The organism is Terriglobia bacterium, assembly GCA_020073185.1.
Taxonomy (GTDB): domain Bacteria; phylum Acidobacteriota; class Terriglobia; order Terriglobales; family Acidobacteriaceae; genus JAIQGF01.
In genome coordinates this window covers 13313-36289 of sequence record JAIQFT010000042.1, presented here as the reverse complement: position 1 = coordinate 36289, position 22977 = coordinate 13313, and the positions used below count along the sequence as shown (strand labels likewise).

The following is a 22977-nucleotide window of genomic DNA, read 5'->3' as shown; positions in this document are numbered from 1 at the left end:
TGCGGAAGACTTCTCCCAGGTACCGCCTCAATTCCCCGTACAGCGCCTTGCGTCGGCACTTCGGGATAAACACTACGTGGTATTTGCACTCCCACTTGGTATGGCTTAGGCTTTCCATCTCGTCCATCGTTGAAATTCCTTCTCGTGTGCTTGGCGGCTCACGTTTGGGAATTTCCTCGGTGGACTCCGGTATCTGTCAAACTTCTACTGCCTCCCCGCCAGAGCCGGGGGGTCTCCCGGTTGTACTAGTTTCCAGTTTCGGGTTTCCAGTTTCCAGCGGAAAACGAGAACCCCGGCATTGTACCGGGGTTCTGAGCTTCTCTTGACTCCGCGTCTCCGTGCCTCCGTGGTGAGGGAACTTACCGCAGGAAGCTGAGCAACGAAGTTCCCGCCTGCTGGACGCCGAGCGCCAAGCCGGCGGCGCGGATGAAGAACTCCGGGAAAATTCCGATGCCGACGGTGCCGATCGCGGTCACTCCGAGCGCCACCTGCATGCCAGGGCTGATCACCACCGGCTCGGGATCGGTGGCTGGGCGCATAAACATGGCGCTGCCAATTCGCATGTAGTAATAGAGCCCGAGCACCGCGTACAGCACGGCCAGGCTGGCGAGCACATAGTGCTGGGTCTGGATCAGGCTGAGGAAGATGAAGTACTTGCCGTAGAAGCCCGCCAGCGGCGGAATTCCGGCCAGCGACAACAGGAACAGCAGCATGAGCACGGCCTCGGTCGGCGCCTTAAAGTAGAGGCCGGCGATGTCGTCGATTTCGTCGCCGATGATGTCGCGCCGCCGCAGCGACGTGACGACCGCGAACGCGCCCAGGTTCATGAAGGTGTACACCAACAGGTACACGAGGATGCCCTGAATGCCGGTCTTGTTGGTGATGTTGTCGCTCGCAATCAGGCCGAGCAGCATGTATCCGACGTGCGAAATGGAACTGTAGGCCAGCAGGCGCTTGAGGTTGTTCTGCGTCAGCGCGGCGAAGTTGCCGCCGGTCATGGTGGCGACGGCAACGAATACCAGCAGCGGAAGGTACACCGGGCGCAGCGGATAGAGGCCCCAGAGAAAGATGCGCAGCAGCATCGCCCAGGCCGCGGACTTGACGGCCACCGACATGTAGCCGGTGACGCTGGTCGGCGCGCCTTCATAGGCATCGGGCGCCCACTGATGGAATGGCACGGCGGCGACCTTGAACAGCAGGCCGGTCGCGGTGGTGACCATGGCGACGATTGCGATCGGGTCCTTGGGATTCGTGCTGTAGTGCCGCTGCAGCGCCTGCGCAATCACCTGCAGGTTGGTGCTGCCGGAGAGTCCGTAGAGCAGCGAAAGACCATAAGCGAAGATGCCGCTGGAGAACGCGCCCAGCAGCAGGTACTTCAGCGCGGCCTCGTTCGACCGCTTATCGCGCCGCAGAAAACCGACGAGAACGTAGGTGGAGATGGCCATCAGTTCCAGGCCGATGAACAGCAGCACCAGATCGTAGCCGCTGGCCATGCACATCATGCCGACGACGGAAAACAGGATGAGCGCGTAGAACTCGCCGTGGTGCTCGTGCTCGATCTCCAGGTAGTGCGCCGACATCAAGATGGCGATGGCAGCGCCGAGCAGGAACAGGTAGAAGAAATAAATGGAGAACCCGTCCATCAACACCGAGCCGACCACCTGCCCGCCGACGTTGGATAGGTACGCGAAACTGCCGACCAGCGGCCGCCCGTCGGCGAAGTGGCCGAGGTGAATGCGCAGCACCGCTGCCGTTGAAAAGCCCAGACCGATAAGCGCGGTGACGGCGTTCCAGCGCTTCCATTCGGCGGGCAGCATCAGGTCAATGATCAGCACGCCCAGCCCGAACAACGAGAGCAGGATCATGGGCAGCGACAGCGCGTAATCGGTGCCGGTAAAAAATGAGGTAGGCACTAGTAGCTTCCCCTAATTCGACCTGACCGCCGCAACCGCGGCAGGCAGGGGCTTCGAACTTGTTTTCGCCGGAGCGGCCGGTTTGCGCGCCGGAACCGCCTCACTCGCCGCCGTGACGGGGGTCACCAGCGGTTGGGTTGCCATCACCGTCTTGGCTTCATTGGGGCGCACTGTCTGCACCAACTGCGCCACCGGCTGCTGGAGAATCTGGAACATCGGCTTGGGATAAATGCCGATGAACAGCGCGGCGGCGATCAGCGGAGCGAAGGTAAGGATTTCGCGCGGCGTCAGGTCCTGCAGCTTCTCATTTTTCGGATTGGTGACCGGCCCAAAGTACACCCGCTGGTAGAGCCACAGCAGGTAGGCCGCCGCCAGGACGACTCCCGGCACCGCCCACGCCGCCCACACCTTGCTCTCGATAAACGTTCCTTGCAGGATGGTGAACTCGCCGATGAACCCATTGAGCAGCGGCAGTCCCATGGAGGAGAGGAACATGATCATGGTGATGGTGGCGTACACCGGCATGACGTTGGATATGCCGCCGTATTCGCTGATCTCGCGCGTGTGCCGCCGCTCGTAAAGAATGCCGACAATCAAGAACAGCGCTCCGGTCGAAATCCCGTGGTTGATCTGCTGTATCACCGACCCCACGATACCCGCCTGGTTCGCCACGAAAATTCCCAGCGTGCAGAAGCCGAGGTGACTGACCGAACTGTACGCCACCAGCTTCTTCATATCCTTCTGCATCAGCGAGACAAGCGCACCATAGATGATGCCAATGATAGACAGCGCAACCACGAACAGCCGCACCTTGGGATGCATGGCCACGCCGGGGAAGAACGGCAGCGAGAAGCGGATAAGGCCGTACGTTCCCATCTTCAGCAGGACGCCCGCCAGGATCACCGAGCCTGCAGTGGGCGCCTCCACGTGCGCGTCGGGCAGCCAGGTATGGAACGGAAACATCGGCACCTTGATGGCAAATCCGATGAAGAAGGCAAAGAACAGCACGATGGCGGCCGTGCCCGTGATCTGCGGCGCCGTCTTGTACAGCTCAGGAATGCTGAAGCTGTATACGCCGGTGACGGTGTGGTGGTGGAAGTAGAGGAACAAGATGCCCAGCAGCATCAGCACCGAGCCGAACAATGTGTACAGGAAAAACTTAATCGCCGCGTAGAGCTTGCGCGGCCCGCCCCAGATACCGATCAGCAGGTACATCGGCACCAGCATGGCTTCCCAGAAGACGAAGAACAGGAACATATCCAGCGCCATGAAGACGCCGAGCATACCCGTCTGCAGCAGCAGGAACCAGATGTAGTACTCCTTCACGCGTTCCTGGATCGCATTCCACGACGAGAGGATGGAGATGAATCCCAGCAGCGTGGTGAGGAGAATCAGCAGAAAGCTGATGCCATCGATGCCCAGGTTATAACCGGCGCCGATAGAGGGGATCCAGTTGTTGGGAGTTCCTTCGAGAAACTTAAACCCCGGCTGATCTTTCACCGCCCAGAACAAGGGGATCAGCGGGATGGACACCGCCAGCCCGACGAGCGCGAAGATATTCGCCAGCCAGCGGATGGCATTCTTGTTCTCCTTGGGAACGAACAGGAGAATGAATGCGCCCACCATGGGCGTGAACAGGATGATGGAGAGGATGTGCTCGTTAAACATTTGTCAGCTCTTAGCCTTTAGCTCTTAGCTTTTCAGCCATTCACTTCAGCGCTGTCCGCGGAAATCAGCGAACGACGTAATAAACCACGAAACCGACAACACCGGCGACCATGACCAGCGCGTACCACTGCACCAGGCCCCACTGCACAAGCCGCACGGGGTACGACAACAGGCGCGCGACAATCGCCGGCCCGTTGACCAGCACGCCGTCAATGATCCACTTGTCCCACCAGTTGGAGATGGTGGCGATGGTGCGCGTCAGCCAGCCCGCGCCGTTGACACCGCCATCAATCACGTTGGTGTCGAACTTCCACGAAGCTTCTCCCAGGCCCATGGCGCCGAGACGTATGGGGCCGATCGGCCGGCGGCCGGTAAAGGCGTAGTCGTAGATTTCGTCCACGTAATATTTGTTGAACAGCAGCGCGTACGCCGGCGGGGCCACGGCATTGATGGGCTCGACGAATCCCTTCTCGGCTTTCCCGTAGAAGTACTTCGCACCCCACCACCCGATGAACCCAAGCGCGACCGACAGGCCCATGAGGATGTACGCAATGGCCTCGGTCTTCTCTCCCTTGCCTTCGGGCTTGGGCATGGTGGCGGCGGTTTCGGCTTTGGTCGCGCCGGCCGGCTCGGCGTGCTCGCTTACCGCAGGAAGCTGATGCTCGGCTTCGGCGGTGACGCTTTCGGTGGCGAACACCGGCTCGAGGAAACGCTCGAAAGCGTTCGTTCCGCCCAGCGCCTTGGGAACACCCAGCCATCCGGCGGTGACCGAGCCGATGGCAAGGATGATCAGCGGCACCGTCATCGTCTTCGGCGATTCATGCACGTGATGCTCGACCTCGTGGCTCATCCGGCTGGGGCTCCAGAATGTCAGGTAAATCAGCCGGAACATGTAAAAGGCGGTCATCAAAGCGGCAATAAAGCCGACATACCACAGCGCGCGAAATCCGCCGCCGTGCGACGAGTACGCCTGCCAGAGGATTTCGTCTTTCGAGAAGAATCCCGCCAGCGGCGGAATGCCCGCAATCGCCAGTGTGGCGATGAGCATCGTCCTGTAAGTGGTCGGAATGCGCTTCGACAGGTCGCCCATGTTGCGCATGTCCTGCTCGCCGCTCATGGCGTGGATCACCGAGCCGGAACCGAGGAACAGCAGCGCCTTGAAGAACGCGTGCGTGAACACGTGGAACACGCCGGCGGCGAACGCACCCACGCCCAGCGCCAGGAACATGTATCCAAGCTGCGAGACGGTGGAGTAGGCCAGCACGCGCTTGATGTCGTTCTGCACCAATCCGATCGATGCGGCGAAGATCGCCGTCAGCGCGCCGATGATCGCGACGGTCTTCATGCTGGCCGGCGCAAGCATGAACAGCGCGTTGGAACGCGCCACCATGTACACGCCGGCGGTCACCATGGTGGCCGCGTGGATGAGCGCGGAAACCGGCGTCGGGCCTTCCATCGCGTCGGGTAGCCAGACATACAGAGGTAGCTGCGCGCTTTTGCCGCAGGCGCCGATGAACAGCATCAAAGTCGCGAAGGTGATGACCGGATCGCCGACCGCGAAGTGGCTGGTACTCAGCGTGTGGGTGATGTCGGTAAAGCGCACCGAGCCGAAGTACCAGGCGATGGTCATCAAGCCCAGCAGGAATCCGGCGTCGCCGATGCGGTTGACGATGAATGCCTTGTTAGCGGCGGTCGAGGCGGAATGCTTCTTGAAGTAGAACCCGATCAGCAGGTAGGAGCACAGGCCCACGCCTTCCCACCCGACGAACAGCATCGTGTAGTTGTTCCCCAAAATCAGCGTGAGCATGGAGAACATGAACAAATTCAGGTAGCCGAAGAAGCGGTAGTAGCCGCCCTCATGTCCCATGTAGCCGATTGAGTAGATGTGGATCAGCATGCCGACGCCAGTGACGAACAGCAGCCAGATGGCGGAGAGCGGGTCGAGAAAGAAGCCGGCGTCAGCGTTGAACTGGAACGGCCCATGCGCGCCAGGGAGGGTGACGCCGAGCTGCGCGTCCCCGGTGCCGAGCCATGTGTACAAAATCGTCTGGTATGGACCGTGATTGTGCGCCGGCTGCCATACAGAGGTGTACTGCCACACCGCCAGGCACGACCAGACGAACGCGATCACGACCGTGCCGACGCAAAAAGCGTTCACCGCTTTTTTGTCCAGCTTGCGGCCGACGAAGAACATCACCGCCGCGCTGAAGATCGGCAGCAGTGGAATGACCCAGATGCGTTCGAGAAAGAACATTTTTATTAACTCTCAGCTCTGCTGGCTCTCGGCCATCAGCTCTCGGCTATCGGCGGAGTCGTGGGCGGCTTCTGTTTTCTTGTCAGCCACGGACTCTTTACGCTGCCGGGGCGGAATTCGCCTTTCACCCAACGAACGAAATTAGTAAAGTGATCCAAATAAATTGCCTTCGAGGCCAACGACAACTCACTCGCATCAATCTCTTCCGAATACTTCTTCAAAGCTGCTTCAGGCTCTTCAAGCAGCTTTAGTCGAGACTTCCACGGGTTATGCCCTCTGCCTATTTCGGTTTTCTCGCGTGGACTTGCTTCGTCCTCTTCCTTAGCAAATCGCTTCTCAAACGGATCGTCACGTGAGTCCAAACGGGGCCAACCTCGACTGACACGATCTTGCTTTTATTCGCTTTGGGTTTCATTGTCTTGGCAGCCATGACAGTTCCTCCTGTGATCAGCAATCTGGCCCCGACAGCCGACTGCCGATTACCACTTCAACAAGTCCACTTCGTCCACATTCACCGTCTCCTTGTTGCGGAAGAAGGCGATCAGAATGCCCAGACCGACCGCGGCTTCGGCGGCGGCGTCGGTAATCACGAAGATCGAGAAAATCTGCCCGTTCAGGTTCCACAGGCGCGAGAACGCCACCAGGTTCAGGTTGACCGCGTTCAGGATCAGCTCGATCGACATCAGGATGATGACCACGTTGCGGCGCGTGACCACGCCGATGGTGCCGATGACGAATAGCGCCGCGGCGACTACGAGATAGTGAAGCGTACCGATGGGAGCCATTTGCTTCTCGTCTGTCCTTAGTCGTTGGTCGTTAGTCGATGTCCGCAGCCGTTGGCAACGGCCATCGACCGCTTTTCAAATCCTTTTCTTCGCCATGACCACCGCGCCCACGATGGCCACCAGCAACAGCAGCGACGCGATTTCAAACGGCAGCAAGTAATTGCGGAACAGCGCCATGCCCACCTGCTGCGTGTTCATCGGCTCGGGCATCGAAACCGGGTTCACCGGAAAGATCGAGCTGCCGTGCTTGTACACGTACAGGAACAGGAACCCCAGCGCCAGGCTGGCGATAATCCCCACATGCCATTGCTGGTTGAATTGCACCTCGCGCTGCGACCGCTCGATGTTCACCAGCATGATGACGAATAGGAACAGCACCATGATGCCGCCGGCGTAAAGGATGATCTGCACGCCGGCCACGAATGGCGCGTACAGCATCAGGTACAGACCGGCAAGCGCCAGCAGCGTGAAGATCAGCGACAGCGCCGAGTGCACCGGATTCTTCCGCGTGATCACCAGGATGGCGCTGACCACGGCCACCGCCGACAGCAGGTAGAAAAAGAAAGTTGGAGCAACCGGCGTCATCGCGTGTACACCGTCGGTTCCGGGCCGCGCTCCAGTCTGGCGCGATCGAAGACGAAGCCTTCGCGGCTGGAGAGAGCGAATTCGTAATCCTGGCTTAGTTCCAGGCAATCGGTGGAGCAGGCTTCCGCGCACAGGCCACAGAACATGCAGCGGCTGATGTCCAGCGTGAAGCTGGTCATTTCCTTGCGCTTGGTCACCGGGTTGCGCTCGCTCTGCACGACGATCAAATGCTCGGGGCAAGCGGAGGCGCACAGGTTACAGGCGATGCACAGCGTCTCGCCCGTCTCCGGGTTGACGTTCAGGCGCGGCAGCCCGCGGTAGCGCTCCGCGATCGCCGGGCGCTCCAGCGGGTACTGCTCGGTGTAAACCTCTCTTGGGTGCTGGTATTTGAACGTAACCTTCAGGCCCTTGATCAAATCCACCATGAAGACTTTGTTCAGCAGCGGAGCGATGCTCACTACACCACCCCTTTCAGCCACGCGGCGATCTCGGGACCCAGGCCGATAATTCCGGTCACCAGCAGGACGCCAAGCCCGAGCGGCAAAAGAATTTTCCAGCCGACTTTCATCAACTGGTCGAAGCGGTAACGCGGCCAGGTGGCGCGGTACCAGATGTACAGGTACATGAAAATCGCGATCTTGAAGACAAACCAAAAGATGTCCTGAATGCGGTCGCGCACCGGCGGCGCCAGCAGCACCAGGCCAACCCCGCCGAGCACCAGGCCGAACGCGTACAGGCCCATCGTCTGGATTTTCAGCAGCGGGTGCTTGGGCATGCGCATGGCGTTGAAGAAGCTGAAGAAGGCGAGCGCGAACATCACCAGTGCGGGCGCGAAGGAGAAGGCAAAGTCCACCACGCCGAGTTCGGGATGCTCCCAGAAAAACGGGATGTTGATCGCCGGGCCGTGCGTGCTGGGGAAAGGTCGCAGCCATCCGCCGAGCCATAGGGTGATCGCGATGGAGCTGACCGCCACCATGCCCGCGTATTCGCCCAGCATAAATAAGGACCAGCGCAGCCCGCTGTACTCGGTGTGGAATCCGGCAACCAGCTCAGATTCGGCTTCCGGCAGGTCGAAGGGCGCGCGGTTGGTCTCCGCGATCATGGCGACGGCGAAGATGAAGAACGCGACCAGGCCAACCGGGAAAAACTTGAAAATGAACCACACGTGCTGTTGCGCTTGCGCCTGCACGATGCCGATCATGCTGAGCGTACCGGAGCCGGCGCTGTCGCCGATGCCATACGGCCCGATGCCGCCGAGCCCTGTCATAACGATTGCCGAGACCACCGCCAGCCCCATAGCGATTTCGTAGCTCACCATCTGCGCGCTGGAACGCAGGGCGCCCATCAGCGGAAAATGCGAGTTCGACGCCCAGCCCGCCATCACCACACCGAGCACGCCGAGCGACGAAACTCCCAGCATGAACAGGATGCCGATGTTCATGTCGGTGACAGCGTGCGTCGGGCCGAAGGGCACCACGATGAACACGCTGAAGGCGATCATCACCACCCACACCGGCGCCATCCAGAAGATGGGCTTGTCGGCTTCGGAGGGCATGATGTCTTCTTTCGTCAGCAGCTTGATGGCATCGGCGATGGGTTGCATCAGGCCGTGCGGGCCGACCCGCATCGGGCCCAGCCGCACCTGCATGTGCGCCAGCGCCTTGCGCTCGCCCCAGTTCATCACGATGACGATGCCGGAGACGCCCGCGAAAATCAGCAGGATGTAGACCAGCGCCCACAGCCAATTGCCCGCCTGGCCCGGCGTGAGGTTGGAATGCAGATAAGAGGTGACGTAATCCAGCATCAGCGGTCCACCTCGCCCAAAACGATGTCCAGCGTGCCGATGACGGCGACCACATCGGCGACCAGCGACCCGCGCACCATCTTGTCCAGCGCCTGCAGGTTGACGAACGAAGGCGGACGCACGCGCACTCGGTACGGTTGCGTCGAGCCGTCGCTCACCACAAAGTACCCGAGCTCGCCCTTGGGCGCCTCGATCGAAACATAGACTTCGCCGACCGGAGGCTTGATCACTTTCGGTACCTTAGCCATGATCGGGCCTTCGGGAATCGAGTTTACCGCCTGGTCAATGATGCGCAGCGATTGCCGCATCTCGGCAATGCGCACGATGTACCGGTCGTAGGTATCGCCGTTTTCACCGGTGGGAATTTCAAAATCAAATTTCTCGTACATGGAGTACGGCTGCGCCTTGCGCAGATCCCACTTCACGCCTCCGGCCCGCAGTACCGGCCCGGTAACGCCGAAGTCGATGCAGTCCTTGCCGCTCAGCACGCCGACGCCCTTGGTGCGCTCCACCCAGATGCGGTTGGTGGTCAGCAGCTCCTCGTACTCGCCGATCTTCGGCGTGACGAACTTCACGAAGTTGTTGACGTCCTGCTCGAACCCTTCGTAGGTCTCGTACAGCGTGCCCCCGATGCGGAAGGCATGCGTCGTCAGCCGGGCGCCGCAGTACTTCTCATAAATCTTCAGGATCTCTTCCCGATCACGGAAGGTGTAGAACAGCGGGGTCATGGCGCCGATGTCGAGCGCGTGCGTGCCCAGCCAGAGTTGGTGGCTCGCCATCCGGTTCAGCTCGGTGAGGATGACGCGGATGTAGGCGGCGCGCGGCGGCGCCTCGATGTTGAGCAACTTTTCCACCGCCAGGCAGTAGCCCAGCCCGTTGGAGACCGCGGCGACGTAGTCCATGCGGTCCACGTACGGGTTGAACATCGTGTAGGTGCGGTTCTCGGCGATCTTTTCTACCCCGCGGTGCAGGTAGCCGATCACGCACTCGGTGCCCAGCACCTTCTCGCCGTCCAGCTTCAAAATGACGCGCAACACGCCGTGCGTGGACGGGTGCTGCGGACCCATGTTGAGCACCAACTCGTTGGCATCGAGAAAGGTGTGGTCGGGGGCGGCGGTCTCTTCGTAAAAACCTGATTTGGTCGAATCCGTCATTGGCCGCTCTCAATACCCAGGTTGATCTTCACCCATTCCGTGTCCTGCTGCAGGATGGGGTAGTCCTTGCGCAAGGGGTGGCCCTTCCAGCCGTCGGGCAGCAGGATCCGCTTCAGGTCGGGATGCCCTTCGAAACCGATGCCGAACATATCGAACACTTCCCTCTCCAGCCAGTTCGACGTGGACCAGAGCGCCACCACGCTGGGGACGGAGGCGCCGTCCTTGAGCAGCGTCTTCACGCGAATGCGCTCGTTACGCGGGAAGGAATAAAGGATCCAGACGAGATCGAACTGCTCTTCGCGCTTGGGATAGTGCACGGCGGTGATGTCGACGCAATAGTCGAAGCCCTCGCCATCGCGCAGCAGTTGCAAGGCCTCGTAGACGATCGAGCCGTCCACCACCATGTAGTTCTGCCCCACGTACGTGCTGGCCTCGCGGATGCCGGAGCCGAACCGCGCCTGGAACTTGGCCACCATCTCCGATTCCCACGGCTGCGGGGTCGGCCCGGCGGGCTTGGCGGGTGCGGCAGCGGCCGGCTTGGCAGCGGGCGGCGCCGCCGCGGGTTTTTCTGCCGCCGGCTTAGTCTCCGGCGGCTTGGGCTGGTCCTTGGGGGTTGTCTCGTCGGCCATTGAATTCCTTGCTCGGTCCTCACCGCTACGGCTGCAATGGGTTGGTTCCCCTGCTTTTAACAATCGGGTGCCGGCCCCGCAACGTGCGATCACATCAAGTTGTGACCAAAATCACTTCCCGGCTGGACATCGCCGCCGCGCAAACCTCGCCCTGGACGCCAGGTCACTTGGAGAAACGGCGGAGGGCGGAGTGTCCAGCGGCGGCGCCTACACCCATTCCAGCGCGCCCTTTTTCCAGATCCACACGTACCCCACGATCAGGATGACCAGGAACACCAGCATCTCTACCAGTCCGAACAAGCCCAGCGCCCGGTATTGCACCGCCCATGGAAACAGGAAGATGGTCTCCACGTCGAAGACCACGAACAGGATGGCGACGATGTAAAACCGCACCGTGTAGCGGCCGCGGGCGTTGTCCACCGGGTCGATGCCGCACTCGTACGGCATCAGTTTGGCTTTTTCCGGATTGTTCGGCCGGACCAGCTTGCCGATCATGAGCGTCGCCGGGATCGCGACGGCGACGACGGCGACAAACAGGAAAATAGGGACGTAGTTTTGCGGCATAACTCCCTGGACCTACCTGGCGTACGGCTCTGGAAACACAACATACTACAGCCGTTCCCGCCGCCATACAAGGGAAGCGGGCCTTCGGTCACAGCACCTGGTGAGCTATGAACACACTCAATGTGCGCTTACGGCAGTCCGTCAAGTCGCGGCGTGATGCCGCCGGCCCGGATGGCCGCCTCCCATCCTTTATAATCGTTGTTTTCCACGTCACAGGTTGAACCGCCTTGGCACTCGACGAAAAAATCTACCAACTCCGCCTCGACAAACTGGCTCAGATCGAAGCTCTCGGCCAACCGGCGTATCCGCACAAGTTCGCCACCACGCACACGGTTCCGCAGATCGTCACCGATTACTCCGGCAAGACCTCCGAGGAACTCGAAGCCAATAAGGTCGAGATGCGCATCGCCGGGCGTCTGGTGGGCATTCGTCTGATGGGCAAGGCGGCTTTCGCGCACCTTCAGCAGGCCGGCCTGCGGCTGCAGATTTACGCCAAGAAGGACGCAGTCGGCGACAAGGGCTGGGAGCTGTTCAAGCTGCTCGATATCGGCGATCACATCGGCGTCCGCGGTTACCTGTTCCGCACCCGCACCGGCGAGCTCACGGTGCACGTGGACGAGAGCACCTTCCTCGCCAAGGACCTGCTCCCGCTGCCGGAAAAATGGCACGGGCTCACCGACGTCGAGACGCGTTACCGCCAGCGCTACGTGGACCTGGTGATGAACCCCGAAGTGCGCTCGGTCTTTGTGAAGCGCGCCAAGGTAGTGCAGGCACTGCGGCGATTCTTCGACGCGCGCAGCTTCGTCGAGGTGGAAACGCCGATGATGCACCCCGTCGCCGGTGGAGCGGTGGCGCGCCCGTTTATTACGCACCACAACACCCTCGACATCGATCTTTTTTTAAGAATCGCGCCCGAGCTGTACCTGAAGCGGCTGATCGTCGGCGGGCTGGAACGCGTGTACGAGATCAACCGCAACTTCCGCAACGAAGGCATCTCCACGCAGCACAACCCCGAGTTCACCATGCTCGAGTTCTACCAGGCCTACAGCGATTACCGCGACCTGATGGACCTGACCGAGGAGATGCTGCCCTTCGTGGCCCGCGAGGTGAACGGCGCGACCGTCAACACCTTCAACGGCCGCGAACTGGATTGGACCGCGTGGCAGCGGCTCTCCATGCGTGACGCGATCGTCAAGTACTGGCCCGCCGCCGCCGCGCCCGCGCCGCGGGTTGGCGACTTCTCCGATGCCGCCCAGCTCGAAGCGGCCGTTACTCGCCTCAACTCCGTTCGCGGCGAAGTGATTGGCGAGCGCCAGCGCCTCGACGGAGTCGGCCGCGAGGAAATCCAACGCGTCGAGTTCGACGGCGCCGACCTTGGCAAGACCACCGTCGCGCTGTTCGAAGCCGTCGCCGAAAAAATGCTCTTCCAGCCCACCATGATTTGCGACTTCCCCAAGTCCGTCTCACCGCTATCGAAGGATAAACGTGACGAACCCGGCTGGGTCGAGCGCTTCGAGGTTTTCGTCGGCGGCCTCGAAATCGGCAACGCCTTCAGCGAGCTGAACGATCCCGAGGAGCAACTGCGGCGCTTCCAGGACCAGGTGCGCGCCCGCGCCGCTGGTGACGAGGAAGCCATGGCCGAGGTGGACTACGACTACGTCCGCGCCCTTTCCTACGGCATGCCGCCCACCGCGGGCTACGGTTTGGGAATTGATCGTGTCACGATGTTGCTGACCGACTCGCGCTCCATCCGCGACGTCATCCTGTTTCCCCTGCTCCGCCCGGAAAAAACCGGCGCTACGGCGGAGCGAGCCACGGAACTGGAAGCCGGCGGCGAGAAAAAATAGCGTTTCTCGGCAAATACTTGCGTTCTGTTCCGTATCCGTTCGCGTCCGCCAACTTTCCGTTCGCTGCTGGCTGGTTCCGGTTCGCCTCCGGTTTTTGCACTGCGCATGTTCCTGCCTCACAGGTGCAGGTGAGCACGGTCACAGACCCTAGAGACATGTACGCGTTAACTCATTGTCTTACATGGCTATCAACATTGGTCTGGACATCGGCGCCGTCAGCCTCAAGTTGGCCGCCATCGGCGCCGCTGAAGACACCGGACGGCTCGCGCGCCTCACTGCGAGGAATCCCGGTGGATTCTTCCGCGCCGAGTTCCCCGCCACCGCCGCGCTGGCCGGGCGCCCGCTTGCGCTCTCGCGTTATCGCCGCATTCAGGGCAGCCCGATGCAGTCCACCTTTGACTTGCTGAAAGAGTTCTACGAGCACGTGCCCGAGGAAAGCGTCGAAGGCATTCGCGTCACCGGCTCAGGCAGCGAGCTGATCGCCAAAGTCCTCGGCATATATTTCGAAAACGAATTTCGCACCGTGGCCAAGGGCGTGCGCGAGTTTTATCCCGACGTGCGTACCGTCTTCGAAATGGGCGGCGAGACCTCGAAGTACGTCCGGCTCGAACCCACCGCGCAATCCAAGTATCTCGGTATCGTGGATTACCAGTCGAGCGGCGACTGCGCCGCCGGCACCGGCTCGTTCATTGACCAGCAGGCCTCGCGTCTGCTCTATACGGTGGAAGAGGTCGGGCCCGCGGCGTGCGGCGCTAGTTGCGCGGCGCGCATTGCCGGGCGCTGCTCGGTGTTCGCCAAGTCCGACATGATCCACGCCCAGCAGAAGGGCTACACCACCGAACAGATCCTGCGCGGCCTGTGCGACGCGGTGGCGCGCAATTTCAAATCGGCGATCGTCAAGGGCAAGCAGGTGGCGCCGCCGGTGGCATTCGTGGGCGGCGTCGCCCTCAACCAGGGCGTGCGTAACGCCATGCGCGACGCCTTCCAGCTCAGCGACGACGAGTTTATGGTTCCCGAGTACTACTGCTGGCTGGGCGCGCTGGGCGCGGCCATCTTCGAAACCGGCGAGACGCGCAAGCGCTCCTTCAAGCGCATTCACCAGCTCCGGCAGCACGCAGGGAAACAGAGCTTCGCCTGTTCCGAACCGCTGTCCATGGAGGGTGTGCTGCTGCTGCGCGACCGCGTCGCGGACGTTACTGTGCCCGACAAAGGCAAGATTGACGCCTACCTCGGCATTGACATCGGCTCGGTCAGCACCAACCTGGTCGCGATCGATACGCACGGCAATCTGCTGCACGAAATCTATCTGCGCACGCAGGGCCGTCCCATCGAGGTCGTGGACAAGGGGCTGGAGGAGATCGAGCAGGTGCTGGGCGACCGGTTGAACATCCTCGGCGTTGGCACCACCGGCTCCGGGCGCGAACTGATCGGCGAACTGGTCGGAGCCGACACCGTCAACGACGAAATCACCGCCCACAAAACCGGCGCCATGCACGTCTCCGAGCGGCTCGGCATGGAGCGCGTGGACACCATCTTCGAAATCGGCGGCCAGGATTCCAAGTTCATCCGCATTGACGACGGCGTCGTCGTAGATTTCACCATGAACGAAGCCTGCGCCGCCGGCACGGGATCGTTTCTGGAAGAGCAAGCGGAGAAGCTCGGCATCTCCATTAAGGACGAGTTCGCGAGCCTGGCGCTGGCTTCCACCAAGCCGGCGCGCCTGGGCGAGCGCTGCACCGTCTTCATGGAGCGCGACGTCTCCAGCCTGCTGATGAAGGGCGCCGAGGTCGGCGATCTGGCCGCCGGCCTGGCGTACTCGGTCGCGCTGAATTATCTGAACCGCGTCGTGCGCGGGCGCAAGATCGGCGACGCCATTTTTTTTCAGGGCGGCACTGCCTACAACGACTCCGTCGCCGCCGCGTTTTCGCAGATCCTCGGCAAGCGCATCATCGTGCCGCCGCACAATGGCGTGATCGGCGCCATCGGCATGGCCCTGATCGCGCAGGAGGTCATGCAGCAGCGCGGGCGCCCGGCCAGCAAGTTCCGCGGCTACCATCTCGACCGGGTCGACTACAAAACGCGCGAGTTCGTCTGCAAGGCGTGCTCCAATTTCTGCGACATCAAGGAATTCAATATCGAGGGCGAGCGCACCTACTGGGGCGACAAGTGCTCCGACAAGTTCCGCAAGCGCGCCCGCACCGACCGCAAGCCGGTGGTCGATGACCTGATTGAATATCGCGACAAGATTCTGGAGCAGGTGCTGAAGCCGCCGGCGGGGAACCGCAAAAAAGTCGGCATCCCGCGCACCATGTTTTTCTACGACCGCTTCCCCTTCTGGTGCGCGTACATCCAGGAGCTCGGTTTTGAGGTGGTGGTCTCGCCGCGCACCGACCCGGTCATCGCCACCAGCGGCGACGAACTGGCGGTCGCGCAGCCCTGCTTCCCCGTCAAGGTCGCGCACGGGCACGTGCACAAGCTGCTCGACAGCGGCGTGGATTACGTCTTGCTCCCCAACACGCTGAACGAATATTCCGAGCAGCGGGCGGAAGAATCGCATCTCTGCCCGTGGAACCAGACGCTGCCCTTCGTGGTGCGCGCCATCCCGCAAATGGAGGCCGCGCGCGAAAAGTTCCTGGTGCCGACCGTCAACTTCCGTTACGGGCGCAAGCACGTCGAGAAGGAACTGGCGGAATTCGCCAAGACACTCGCCATCTCGCGCCGTATGAGCGACCGCGCCGTCACCGCCGCCTACGCCGCCCAGGGCGCGTTCACCGATCAAATTCTGGAAGCCGGCGCGCACGCTCTCGACGCCCTGGAACGCACCGGCGAACCGGCGCTGGTTCTGGTCGGCCGCTCCTACAACCTCTACGACCGCAGCATCAATTGCGACATTCCGCGCAAGCTGCGCGTGCAGTACGGCGCCAACGTCATTCCCATGGATTTTCTCGCGCTGGAGAAGGAAGACATCCGCGAGGTCAATCCCAACATGTATTGGAATTCCGGGCGCCGGATCCTGGCCGCGGCGCGCATCACCCGCCGCCGCCGCAACCTGCACCTGGTGTACATCTCGAATTTCAAGTGTGGTCCCGATTCCTACATCAAGTCGTTCATGAACGAGGCCGCCGGAAAACCGGGCCTGATGCTCCAGTTCGACGGGCACTCCAACGATGCCGGCTTCATCACGCGTTGCGAAGCCTATCTCGACAGCAAAGGATTTCTGAGATGCTCCGCCACCGCCACGTAACGCGCAAGATCGGCGCCGGTCATCTGTTGGCCGGAAAGACGGTTTACATTCCCGCCATGGCGCAGGGCAGCGTGGAGGCGTTCGCGAGCGTGTTCCGCTGGCTCGGCATTGACGCCTATCCGACGCCGGCTTCCAACGATCGCACGCGCGAGTTGGGCGCCAAGCACACCGCCGGCGACGAGTGTTACCCGGCGAAAGTCACGATCGGCGACTTCCTGCGTATCACCGAGCAGCCCGGCTTCGATCCCCGCCAGACCGTGTTCTTCATGGCCACCGCCGACGGCCCTTGCCGCTTCGGCCAGTACGCGCCCTTCCTGCGCAAGCTGCTCGATGAGGCCGGCTACCCCGGCCTGCAGGTCTTCTCACCCACCAGCAAGAACGGGTACGAAGACATCGGCGAAGTTGCCGGGCCATTCCTGCGCACCTCGTGGCGCGCCTTGGTGACCGCCGACCTGCTGCGCAAGGCGCTGCTCAAGACGCGTCCCTACGAAAGCAACGCCGGCGACGCCGACCGCGCGTATGACGAGTCCCTCGCCGACCTCTGCACAACGATTGAAAACAGTTGTGCCGACACCAAGTGCCAGCTCAAGCAGATTGTGGGTGCGATGGAGCGTGCCCGCGAGCGCTTCCGCCGCGTTTCCGCCCGCTACGATCGCGACCTGCCGCTGATCGGCGTCGTCGGCGAAATTTTCTGCCGCCTCAACAACTTTAGCAACGACGACCTGGTCCGCAAGCTTGAAGGCTATGAAGCCGAGGCCTGGATCAGCGACATCATGGAGTGGATCGCCTACACCAACTCCGAGCAGGCGCGCCGCCTCAAGCTGTGCGGGCGCTCCTGGTCGTTCGAGATGGGCAAGACGCTGCTGCGCGACCACATCCAGCTCGGCGACGAGCACGCCCTCGCCGCGCCCTTCCACGACGACGCCATCGGCTACGAAGAACCGCCCATCGAGGAAGTTCTCCGCCTCGCCGAGCCCTACCTCCCGGTCTCCGGCGTCATGGGCGAAATGGTGCTCAGCGTCGGCAAGGCCGCGTACCTGGCGAAACACGGCGCCGATGGCATCATTGATATCAGCCCCTTCACCTGCATGAACGGTATCGTCAGCGAAGCCATCTACCCGAAGCTCAGCAAGGACTACGGCGGGATTCCCATTCGCAACTTCTACTTCGACGGCACCCAGTCCGATCTCGACCGCGACCTCGGTATCTACATGGAGCTGGCGCGTTCTTATCGCGAGAAGAAAAAGTGGGCGCGCCGCTACCCCGCCTACTTCGGCGCCGCCGCCGCTGACTAGCTCCATTCGATGGTCATCGCCTTGGCAATTGTGACTCCTCCAAAGCCGCCGGCTTTGCGGTCAACACTCGCGTCGGAAGCGGATGAATAATCTCGCCCGATACTGCGGACATCAGCAAGGTAATGCTGGGGAAGCAGCGGTGGGAAGATGGTGAGCGCGGCAGGATTCGAACCTGCGACCCATGCCTTAAAAGGGCATTGCTCTACCAGCTGAGCTACGCGCCCACTGCGGACTCTACTTCTTGAAACCCAATCACTAATTTATCACGGCCGTCTAACCCGACGCCGGACTCCCAGGCTGTCAGGCGCTCTCGCCGCCGGCGTTGCGATTCTTCAGATACCGCTTTGGTGCGCCGGGAACGATGCTGAGAAGAGTCTCGTAGAATAAGCGTGCTTGCCTGTTCCGGCTGAATTCGAACGCCTGCGGGTGGTTCTGGTGGCCACGCGTAACCCGCTCAACCTGGGTGCGGCCGCGCGCGCCATGAGCAACTTCGGCTTTTCCCGCTTGCGAGTGGTAAACCCTTATGGAGCAGCATTTCGGGAGGCGCGCTCCGCCGTTGGCGCCGAGGAACTGCTCGCCCACGCGGAGGAGCATAAGAGCGTGGCTGAAGCCGTGGCCGACTGTGCGCTGGTGATCGGAACCACGGCGGCTCGTCACCGCGAACTGCAGCACCCGCTGAGGCGGCTGACAAACGGCGCGCGCGTCATTCGCAAGCAGCTCGGGTCAGACCGCGTCGCCCTGCTATTCGGTTCGGAGAAGCGAGGCCTCTCGAACGAGGACCTCAGCCACTGCCACTGGCTGTTGCGCATCCCCACTCGCGAAGAGCATATGTCGATGAACCTGGGGCAGGCGGTCGCGGTCTGCCTGTACGAGCTTGTGCGCGACACCAGGGCTGAGCCGGAACGGGAGAAATCGCAACTCGCCACGGCGGGCGAGGTGCAGCGGATTACCACGAACCTGCTCGACGCACTGCGCGCCAGCGGCTACCTGAATCCAGGCTCTGCAGCTGCCGCCGAGGAGAAGGTCCGCCGGCTGGTCCGTCGCCTCAACGTGCGAGCGGGCGACGCCGAGGTGTGGCTCGGCATGCTGCGACAGATCTTGTGGAAGCTACGTTCGGAACGGTGACACGGGTGGGCCTCGACCAATCTGCTCTTGGGAGATCCCGCGTGCGGAGAATGGGGGCAGGTCAATGCCACAAGCACAAGGGCCGGTTCAGCCATCGTAGTTTCCGGTTAGCCCCACGGCCGGGTGACCGCCGATGTCAGAGGATTGTGAGCCTGCGTCGTAAAGCACGCAATACAAAGCGTATACGATCCGGCCAAGGCAATCGGCCCAAGTTTGTGCGCACCACGCCGCGTGTGAAGTAGGTTTTCTGGGAATAGTCGATTGCGACCTCGACGACGACAGGAAGACCGGAGCCAGTCACGATGAGTGCGTGTTTGAGAATCGCCTCCACATCTCCGTTGCGCTGCAATGCGAGGTACGCTACGCCAACACCCTTGCAAATGGAGGCCAAGTCATAGTCAGGAAGCTCACTACAGGACTTCTGTCCAAGAGCGATTTGCTGAAACTGCGCAATCTGGGCCAATTCGCGGTCGCGCAAGACCAACACCATTACTGGCAGATTTAGCTGGCGCGCGGTGAGCAGTTCCAAGCCTGTCATCAAGAACGCACCATCGCCCGCCAGAGCAATCACTTGGCGATCAGGACAGGCGAGCGCAGCTCCGAGCGCACCGGGCACTGCATAACCCATGCACGAATAGTCAACCGGGGCCAGAAACGAATGCGGATGTGGCAGCCGTAAGCACTCCATGGCCAGGAACGTCCCGTTACCGCTATCGGTGGTATAGACCGCGTCGTCCCCGACCAGCTCTTGAACTGTTGCCAAAAGGTGAGGTGGGTACACTCCTTCGGAATTATCCGGCGTTGCCCAACCTTGCCTGACCTCTTCGTGGCCGGAACGGATGTCGCGCCGCAATGATTCGTCAATAGGGCGTGACGTCAGATGAGGAAGCAGGGCGGCAACAAAACTTGCCGCATCCGATACTACGGGCAAGTCGGCAGGGTAGTTCTTTCCCAGGACCGAAGGATCGACATCCACGTGAATCAGTTTGCCGGGTGGCGTCATGCCATAGCTTCCCGTGCCAACCTCCGAGAAGCGGCAACCAATGGCCAAAGTAAGATCGCAAGACGCTGCGATCTTGCGCACGAACGAAGGTGCGGCGGCACCAAAGCCACACCACAACCAAAGATCATGGGCTTCGTTGAAAACGCCTTTGCCCGAGATGGTTGTGGCGACCGGAGCATTCAGTCGCTCGGCCAGAGTCAGGAGGTCGGCACCGGCTTGAACGGCTCCGCGTCCGAGGTAGAGCAGAGGGCGGCGACTGGCATCGAGCCATTGGCGAGCCCGCTCGAGCTGTTCTCCTGGGGCCGCCGGCGGTGCCGGAGGTGATTCGAGTGCCTGCAGGTCAGGGTCATGGCGGAAGAAGTAGTGCTCGGCGGGAATCTCGACCAACACAGGGCCTGACGGGGCACTTCGCGCGATTTGACAAGCGCGGCGGACGGCCGCGTAGATTTCCGATCCATGCTTCGCGCGGAACTGGGCCTTGGTCACGGGTCGGGCGATGGCGAGTTGGTCAACGTCGTGGAGCTGGAACGCCCTTCCCGTATCGCGCCGAATCCCACAAGCGAGCACCAACATGGGGACTCCGTCGAGATAAGCTTCGGCGATCCCAGAGAGCGCGTGTGTCAGTCCTGCTCCGGGAACTAGGTTCACTGCAGCAAGTTGCCCGGAAGCGCGCGCTACTCCATCGGCCATGAAAGAAGCGCTCTGTTCATCGGTAACCAGGACTGGGCGCACGCACCTGGAACGGGCGAGTGAATCGTAGAGCTCAATGTTGTGTGTGCCCGGAATGCCGAAAGTGAATCCGACACCTTCATCTTCCAGCGCACGCACGACGATGTCACCGCCAGTCACTTTGCTCATAGCTGGGCAGTCAGATCCTTGCGGATGGTCTCCGCCACACGGTCCGCGAGAGCCATAATGGTCAGGTAAGGATTGATCTCCAGCGAATTCGGAAACAGGCTCGAATCGGCCACATATAGCCACGGAACTCCGTGCACCCGGCCATAAGAATCGGTCACCGAATTCTCGGGACCGCTCCCCATCGCGCACCCCCCCTGCAAGTGCGCGGCAGAGATCGAAAGCTTCCCGGGCTTGAACTCCGGGTTTTCCGCAATCTGGTCAAGACATTCTGCGTCCGCGCGTTCAATCGTCGGAGAGCGTGAAACCGGCACATGCGCCCGAACGGCCCCGGCCGCGAAAAAGATCTTCGCCGACGTAATCGCGCCATGCACAAGGCCGTGAATCACCCCCGGTGTGAAGCGGTAGTGAACCACCGGGCGCCCATCACCATCTACCGTCACGCGATTGTGGTCATCCACGTCGTCACACGCCAGCACCAAAATCATCTGCAGCCGCGGAAAGGCGCGCATAAATCGACTGTGTTCCTCACCGAACCCAACGATCGCCTTGGCCGTGGTAAACGGGAAGTACATGCAGGTTTCGAGAAGGAAGTGATTGCTCTGCGCGAACTCGTCTAGGTAGAAACTCTTGGGGTGACCGACAAAGTTCGTGATCGGCTGGCGGTGTTCGGCTACCATGATCAATGCGGGATGACAGGTGAACCCGTATCCCAATCGCGGCAGGCTTCGGCCAAATCCAGACCTCAGCAGCAGTGCCGGAGAATTCACCGCACCCGCACAAACCACCACCAGTTTGGCGTCAATCTGATGCTCGCCCGGTTCCCACGCTGACGCTTCGCCTTTTCCGTCTTTCGGCTTCTCACTGACGCGCGCGAAGACCTTTTTGTCTTCGATCCGCAGTACGTCACAGCGCGTTACAACCTCCACGCCGTTGCGCTCGGCCTGCGGCAACTGCACGCGATGTGTCCCCTGTTTCGCCTGGTTCGGACAGCCAAGGTTGCAAAGGCTCGATCCCCGGCATCCTTTCAGATTCACCGGAAACTGCCGAACGCGATAGTGGAGCCGCTGGCATCCCTCGACGAACAGCCGGTTGTTCTCATTGAGAAGCGCCTCATCCAGCAGGTGGACGTTGTTTTCCGCCATGTACTTTCGTGCGCGTTGCTCAACGTCGGCGAACGTCAGTCCCGGCACGCTCCATCGCTGAAGGACTCGTTCTGGCGGAAGCAGCGATGTACCCGTATATACGACGGTTGAGCCCCCATACGCGCTTCCCAAGGCCAATGTCATCGTCTGCTCGGCTGTCAGGAACCCTCCGCCGTCCTCGTACAGGGCCTTCGCCATCTCCACTTCGCGCCCCGTGCATTCGTCATCGCGCAGTTTCGGGCCCTTCTCGAGGACTGCGATACGCACGCCATCGCGGCATAACGACGACAGTTCCTGGGCTGCCGTTCCGCCGCCTGCACCGGAGCCGATGATTACGATGTCATAGCTGCGGCGCTTCATCGCACCGCCTCCCAACCGCGTGGATCGACAGCATAGCCGATGGCGTGTGCCGCTTCAGGTCGTCCGTAATATCCCAGAAATGCGAGTGTACGCAGTCCCCAGAATCCGCAGCGGATACGTTTTAGAGGGTGATCCTGGAAGTAACGGAGGACGCGGCCGCGTTGCTCATCCCCCAACGCGGAAAAAGTGCGGCCATAGCGCACGACCGGCAGCCACTCGATCATACGCAGGAAGAGTTGAAGCTGTCCCCGCAAAGCTGGCGGTCGAATCTTGAGTGCGTCTTCCACCAGTTCTTCCAGCGCAAGCCAGTTGGGCTCGTCCAGTTGCTTCGCATCGGGCACAACTGTCACAACAACTGCCCGAAATACCGCGCGCACAGGGGCCAGCACCGAACGCGACGGTTTATTCGCATTTGCGCCTCGCATGCTCTCCTCGCTGTGCTGGGAGTGTAATCGAGACCGCAGGTAGACAGAAGACTCACCTGACCGGCGGCCTTGAGCACCGCGGATTTAGAATGGTCGAGGTCGCGGAGGTCGGCAGTGGTGGCGTTCGCCAAACAGTCATGCGCACGCGGCTGCGCGCAGCAGTTTGCTTACCCCGCGAAAATGGCTGATCCTTTGTTTTCAGCGGACTAGGCGGTAATCAAAATTTAATGGAGAAGCAAGCCGGCGTCTATTTACTTCTTGCCTGCCGGGCAGAGAGAATCTCCGCCGTGGAACACCGCGTCGAGTGCTTTTTCCGGGAGCG

General features: G+C 61.3%; 19 protein-coding genes and 1 tRNA gene. 4 read left to right on the top strand and 16 right to left on the bottom strand.

The window, feature by feature from the left end; genetic code table 11:
- The 12 genes from LAN64_14825 to LAN64_14770 form a co-directional block, all read right to left on the bottom strand.
- Window positions 1-127: transposase (locus LAN64_14825; protein ID MBZ5569110.1), on the bottom strand; the 127-nt coding region annotated here is incomplete at its 3' end.
- A 232-nt stretch (window positions 128-359) separates the two neighbouring features.
- The gene (locus tag LAN64_14820; GenBank protein MBZ5569109.1) at window positions 360-1865 is read right to left on the bottom strand and encodes an NADH-quinone oxidoreductase subunit N; all 1506 of its coding nucleotides are present in this window, start codon (window positions 1863-1865) and stop codon (window positions 360-362) included.
- Between the two features lie 60 nt (window positions 1866-1925).
- Window positions 1926-3581 (bottom strand): NADH-quinone oxidoreductase subunit M, encoded by a 1656-nt coding sequence (locus LAN64_14815; GenBank protein ID MBZ5569108.1) that lies wholly within the window; start codon window positions 3579-3581, stop codon window positions 1926-1928.
- 64 nt (window positions 3582-3645) lie between these two features.
- Entirely contained in the window at window positions 3646-5835 is a 2190-nt protein-coding gene (gene nuoL / locus LAN64_14810; protein ID MBZ5569107.1) for an NADH-quinone oxidoreductase subunit L, read from the bottom strand.
- Window positions 5836-5870: 35 nt separating this feature from the next.
- Entirely contained in the window at window positions 5871-6197 is a 327-nt protein-coding gene (locus LAN64_14805; protein ID MBZ5569106.1) for a hypothetical protein, read from the bottom strand.
- 117 nt (window positions 6198-6314) lie between these two features.
- On the bottom strand, window positions 6315-6620 hold the full coding sequence (nuoK, locus tag LAN64_14800) for an NADH-quinone oxidoreductase subunit NuoK (GenBank protein ID MBZ5569105.1): 306 nt from the start codon (window positions 6618-6620) through the stop codon (window positions 6315-6317).
- A 75-nt stretch (window positions 6621-6695) separates the two neighbouring features.
- Window positions 6696-7205 carry an NADH-quinone oxidoreductase subunit J gene (locus tag LAN64_14795; GenBank protein MBZ5569104.1) on the bottom strand — a complete coding sequence of 170 codons (510 nt, stop codon included), beginning with the start codon at window positions 7203-7205 and terminating at the stop codon, window positions 6696-6698.
- A complete protein-coding gene (locus tag LAN64_14790) occupies window positions 7202-7657 on the bottom strand; it encodes an NADH-quinone oxidoreductase subunit I (protein MBZ5569103.1) in 456 nt (151 codons plus the stop codon). The genes LAN64_14795 and LAN64_14790 overlap by 4 nt, the downstream gene beginning before the upstream one ends.
- A 5-nt stretch (window positions 7658-7662) precedes the next feature.
- Window positions 7663-9009: an NADH-quinone oxidoreductase subunit H gene (locus LAN64_14785; protein MBZ5569102.1), complete on the bottom strand. Its 1347-nt coding sequence runs from the start codon at window positions 9007-9009 to the stop codon at window positions 7663-7665.
- On the bottom strand, window positions 9009-10163 hold the full coding sequence (locus LAN64_14780) for an NADH-quinone oxidoreductase subunit D (protein ID MBZ5569101.1): 1155 nt from the start codon (window positions 10161-10163) through the stop codon (window positions 9009-9011). Before LAN64_14780 ends, LAN64_14785 begins: the two co-directional genes overlap by 1 nt.
- Window positions 10160-10792, bottom strand: a complete 633-nt coding sequence (locus tag LAN64_14775; protein ID MBZ5569100.1) for an NADH-quinone oxidoreductase subunit C — start codon at window positions 10790-10792, stop codon at window positions 10160-10162. Before LAN64_14775 ends, LAN64_14780 begins: the two co-directional genes overlap by 4 nt.
- A 207-nt stretch (window positions 10793-10999) precedes the next feature.
- The gene (locus tag LAN64_14770) at window positions 11000-11356 is read right to left on the bottom strand and encodes an NADH-quinone oxidoreductase subunit A (protein MBZ5569099.1); all 357 of its coding nucleotides are present in this window, start codon (window positions 11354-11356) and stop codon (window positions 11000-11002) included.
- Window positions 11357-11583: 227 nt separating this feature from the next.
- Here LAN64_14770 and lysS point away from each other — a divergent pair, with 227 nt between their 5' ends.
- The 3 genes from lysS (at window position 11584) to LAN64_14755 (ending at window position 17742) form a co-directional block, all read left to right on the top strand.
- Complete coding sequence (gene lysS, locus LAN64_14765) at window positions 11584-13203, top strand: lysine--tRNA ligase (protein ID MBZ5569098.1); 1620 nt, start codon at window positions 11584-11586, stop codon at window positions 13201-13203.
- 181 nt (window positions 13204-13384) lie between these two features.
- Complete coding sequence (locus tag LAN64_14760) at window positions 13385-16447, top strand: acyl-CoA dehydratase activase (GenBank protein MBZ5569097.1); 3063 nt, start codon at window positions 13385-13387, stop codon at window positions 16445-16447.
- A complete protein-coding gene (locus LAN64_14755) occupies window positions 16426-17742 on the top strand; it encodes a hypothetical protein (GenBank protein ID MBZ5569096.1) in 1317 nt (438 codons plus the stop codon). Before LAN64_14760 ends, LAN64_14755 begins: the two co-directional genes overlap by 22 nt.
- 148 nt (window positions 17743-17890) lie before the next feature.
- Here the strand turns inward: LAN64_14755 and LAN64_14750 are convergent.
- Window positions 17891-17966, bottom strand: a tRNA-Lys gene (locus tag LAN64_14750).
- A gap of 169 nt (window positions 17967-18135) precedes the next feature.
- Between LAN64_14750 and LAN64_14745 the strand changes: the two genes are divergently transcribed.
- Window positions 18136-18867, top strand: coding sequence for an RNA methyltransferase (locus tag LAN64_14745; GenBank protein ID MBZ5569095.1), 732 nt, complete (start codon window positions 18136-18138; stop codon window positions 18865-18867).
- 136 nt (window positions 18868-19003) lie between these two features.
- On the opposite strand, the gene LAN64_14740 is transcribed toward LAN64_14745, so the two are convergent.
- The 3 genes from LAN64_14740 to LAN64_14730 are packed head-to-tail and all read right to left on the bottom strand — an operon-like array spanning window position 19004 to window position 22655.
- Window positions 19004-20728 carry a thiamine pyrophosphate-binding protein gene (locus tag LAN64_14740; protein ID MBZ5569094.1) on the bottom strand — a complete coding sequence of 575 codons (1725 nt, stop codon included), beginning with the start codon at window positions 20726-20728 and terminating at the stop codon, window positions 19004-19006.
- Entirely contained in the window at window positions 20725-22230 is a 1506-nt protein-coding gene (locus LAN64_14735; protein MBZ5569093.1) for a GMC family oxidoreductase, read from the bottom strand. Before LAN64_14735 ends, LAN64_14740 begins: the two co-directional genes overlap by 4 nt.
- Window positions 22227-22655 (bottom strand): hypothetical protein, encoded by a 429-nt coding sequence (locus tag LAN64_14730; protein MBZ5569092.1) that lies wholly within the window; start codon window positions 22653-22655, stop codon window positions 22227-22229. The genes LAN64_14735 and LAN64_14730 overlap by 4 nt, the downstream gene beginning before the upstream one ends.
- Between the last annotated feature and the right edge of the window lie 322 nt (window positions 22656-22977).

What these genes read in the sequence shown, in the direction of transcription:
- LAN64_14785 (MBZ5569102.1), bottom strand. Translation starts at nt 9,009, where the DNA reads ATGCTGGATTACGTCACCTCTTATCTGCATTCCAACCTCACGCCGGGC.
- nuoL (MBZ5569107.1), bottom strand. Translation starts at nt 5,835, where the DNA reads ATGTTCTTTCTCGAACGCATCTGGGTCATTCCACTGCTGCCGATCTTC.
- LAN64_14740 (MBZ5569094.1), bottom strand. Translation starts at nt 20,728, where the DNA reads ATGAGCAAAGTGACTGGCGGTGACATCGTCGTGCGTGCGCTGGAAGAT.
- nuoK (MBZ5569105.1), bottom strand. Translation starts at nt 6,620, where the DNA reads ATGGCTCCCATCGGTACGCTTCACTATCTCGTAGTCGCCGCGGCGCTA.
- LAN64_14770 (MBZ5569099.1), bottom strand. Translation starts at nt 11,356, where the DNA reads ATGCCGCAAAACTACGTCCCTATTTTCCTGTTTGTCGCCGTCGTCGCC.
- LAN64_14735 (MBZ5569093.1), bottom strand. Translation starts at nt 22,230, where the DNA reads ATGAAGCGCCGCAGCTATGACATCGTAATCATCGGCTCCGGTGCAGGC.
- LAN64_14775 (MBZ5569100.1), bottom strand. Translation starts at nt 10,792, where the DNA reads ATGGCCGACGAGACAACCCCCAAGGACCAGCCCAAGCCGCCGGAGACT.
- LAN64_14795 (MBZ5569104.1), bottom strand. Translation starts at nt 7,205, where the DNA reads ATGACGCCGGTTGCTCCAACTTTCTTTTTCTACCTGCTGTCGGCGGTG.
- LAN64_14820 (MBZ5569109.1), bottom strand. Translation starts at nt 1,865, where the DNA reads ATGATCCTGCTCTCGTTGTTCGGGCTGGGCGTGCTGATCATTGACCTG.
- LAN64_14780 (MBZ5569101.1), bottom strand. Translation starts at nt 10,163, where the DNA reads ATGACGGATTCGACCAAATCAGGTTTTTACGAAGAGACCGCCGCCCCC.
- LAN64_14755 (MBZ5569096.1), top strand. Translation starts at nt 16,426, where the DNA reads ATGCTCCGCCACCGCCACGTAACGCGCAAGATCGGCGCCGGTCATCTG.
- LAN64_14815 (MBZ5569108.1), bottom strand. Translation starts at nt 3,581, where the DNA reads ATGTTTAACGAGCACATCCTCTCCATCATCCTGTTCACGCCCATGGTG.
- LAN64_14760 (MBZ5569097.1), top strand. Translation starts at nt 13,385, where the DNA reads ATGGCTATCAACATTGGTCTGGACATCGGCGCCGTCAGCCTCAAGTTG.
- LAN64_14730 (MBZ5569092.1), bottom strand. Translation starts at nt 22,655, where the DNA reads ATGCGAGGCGCAAATGCGAATAAACCGTCGCGTTCGGTGCTGGCCCCT.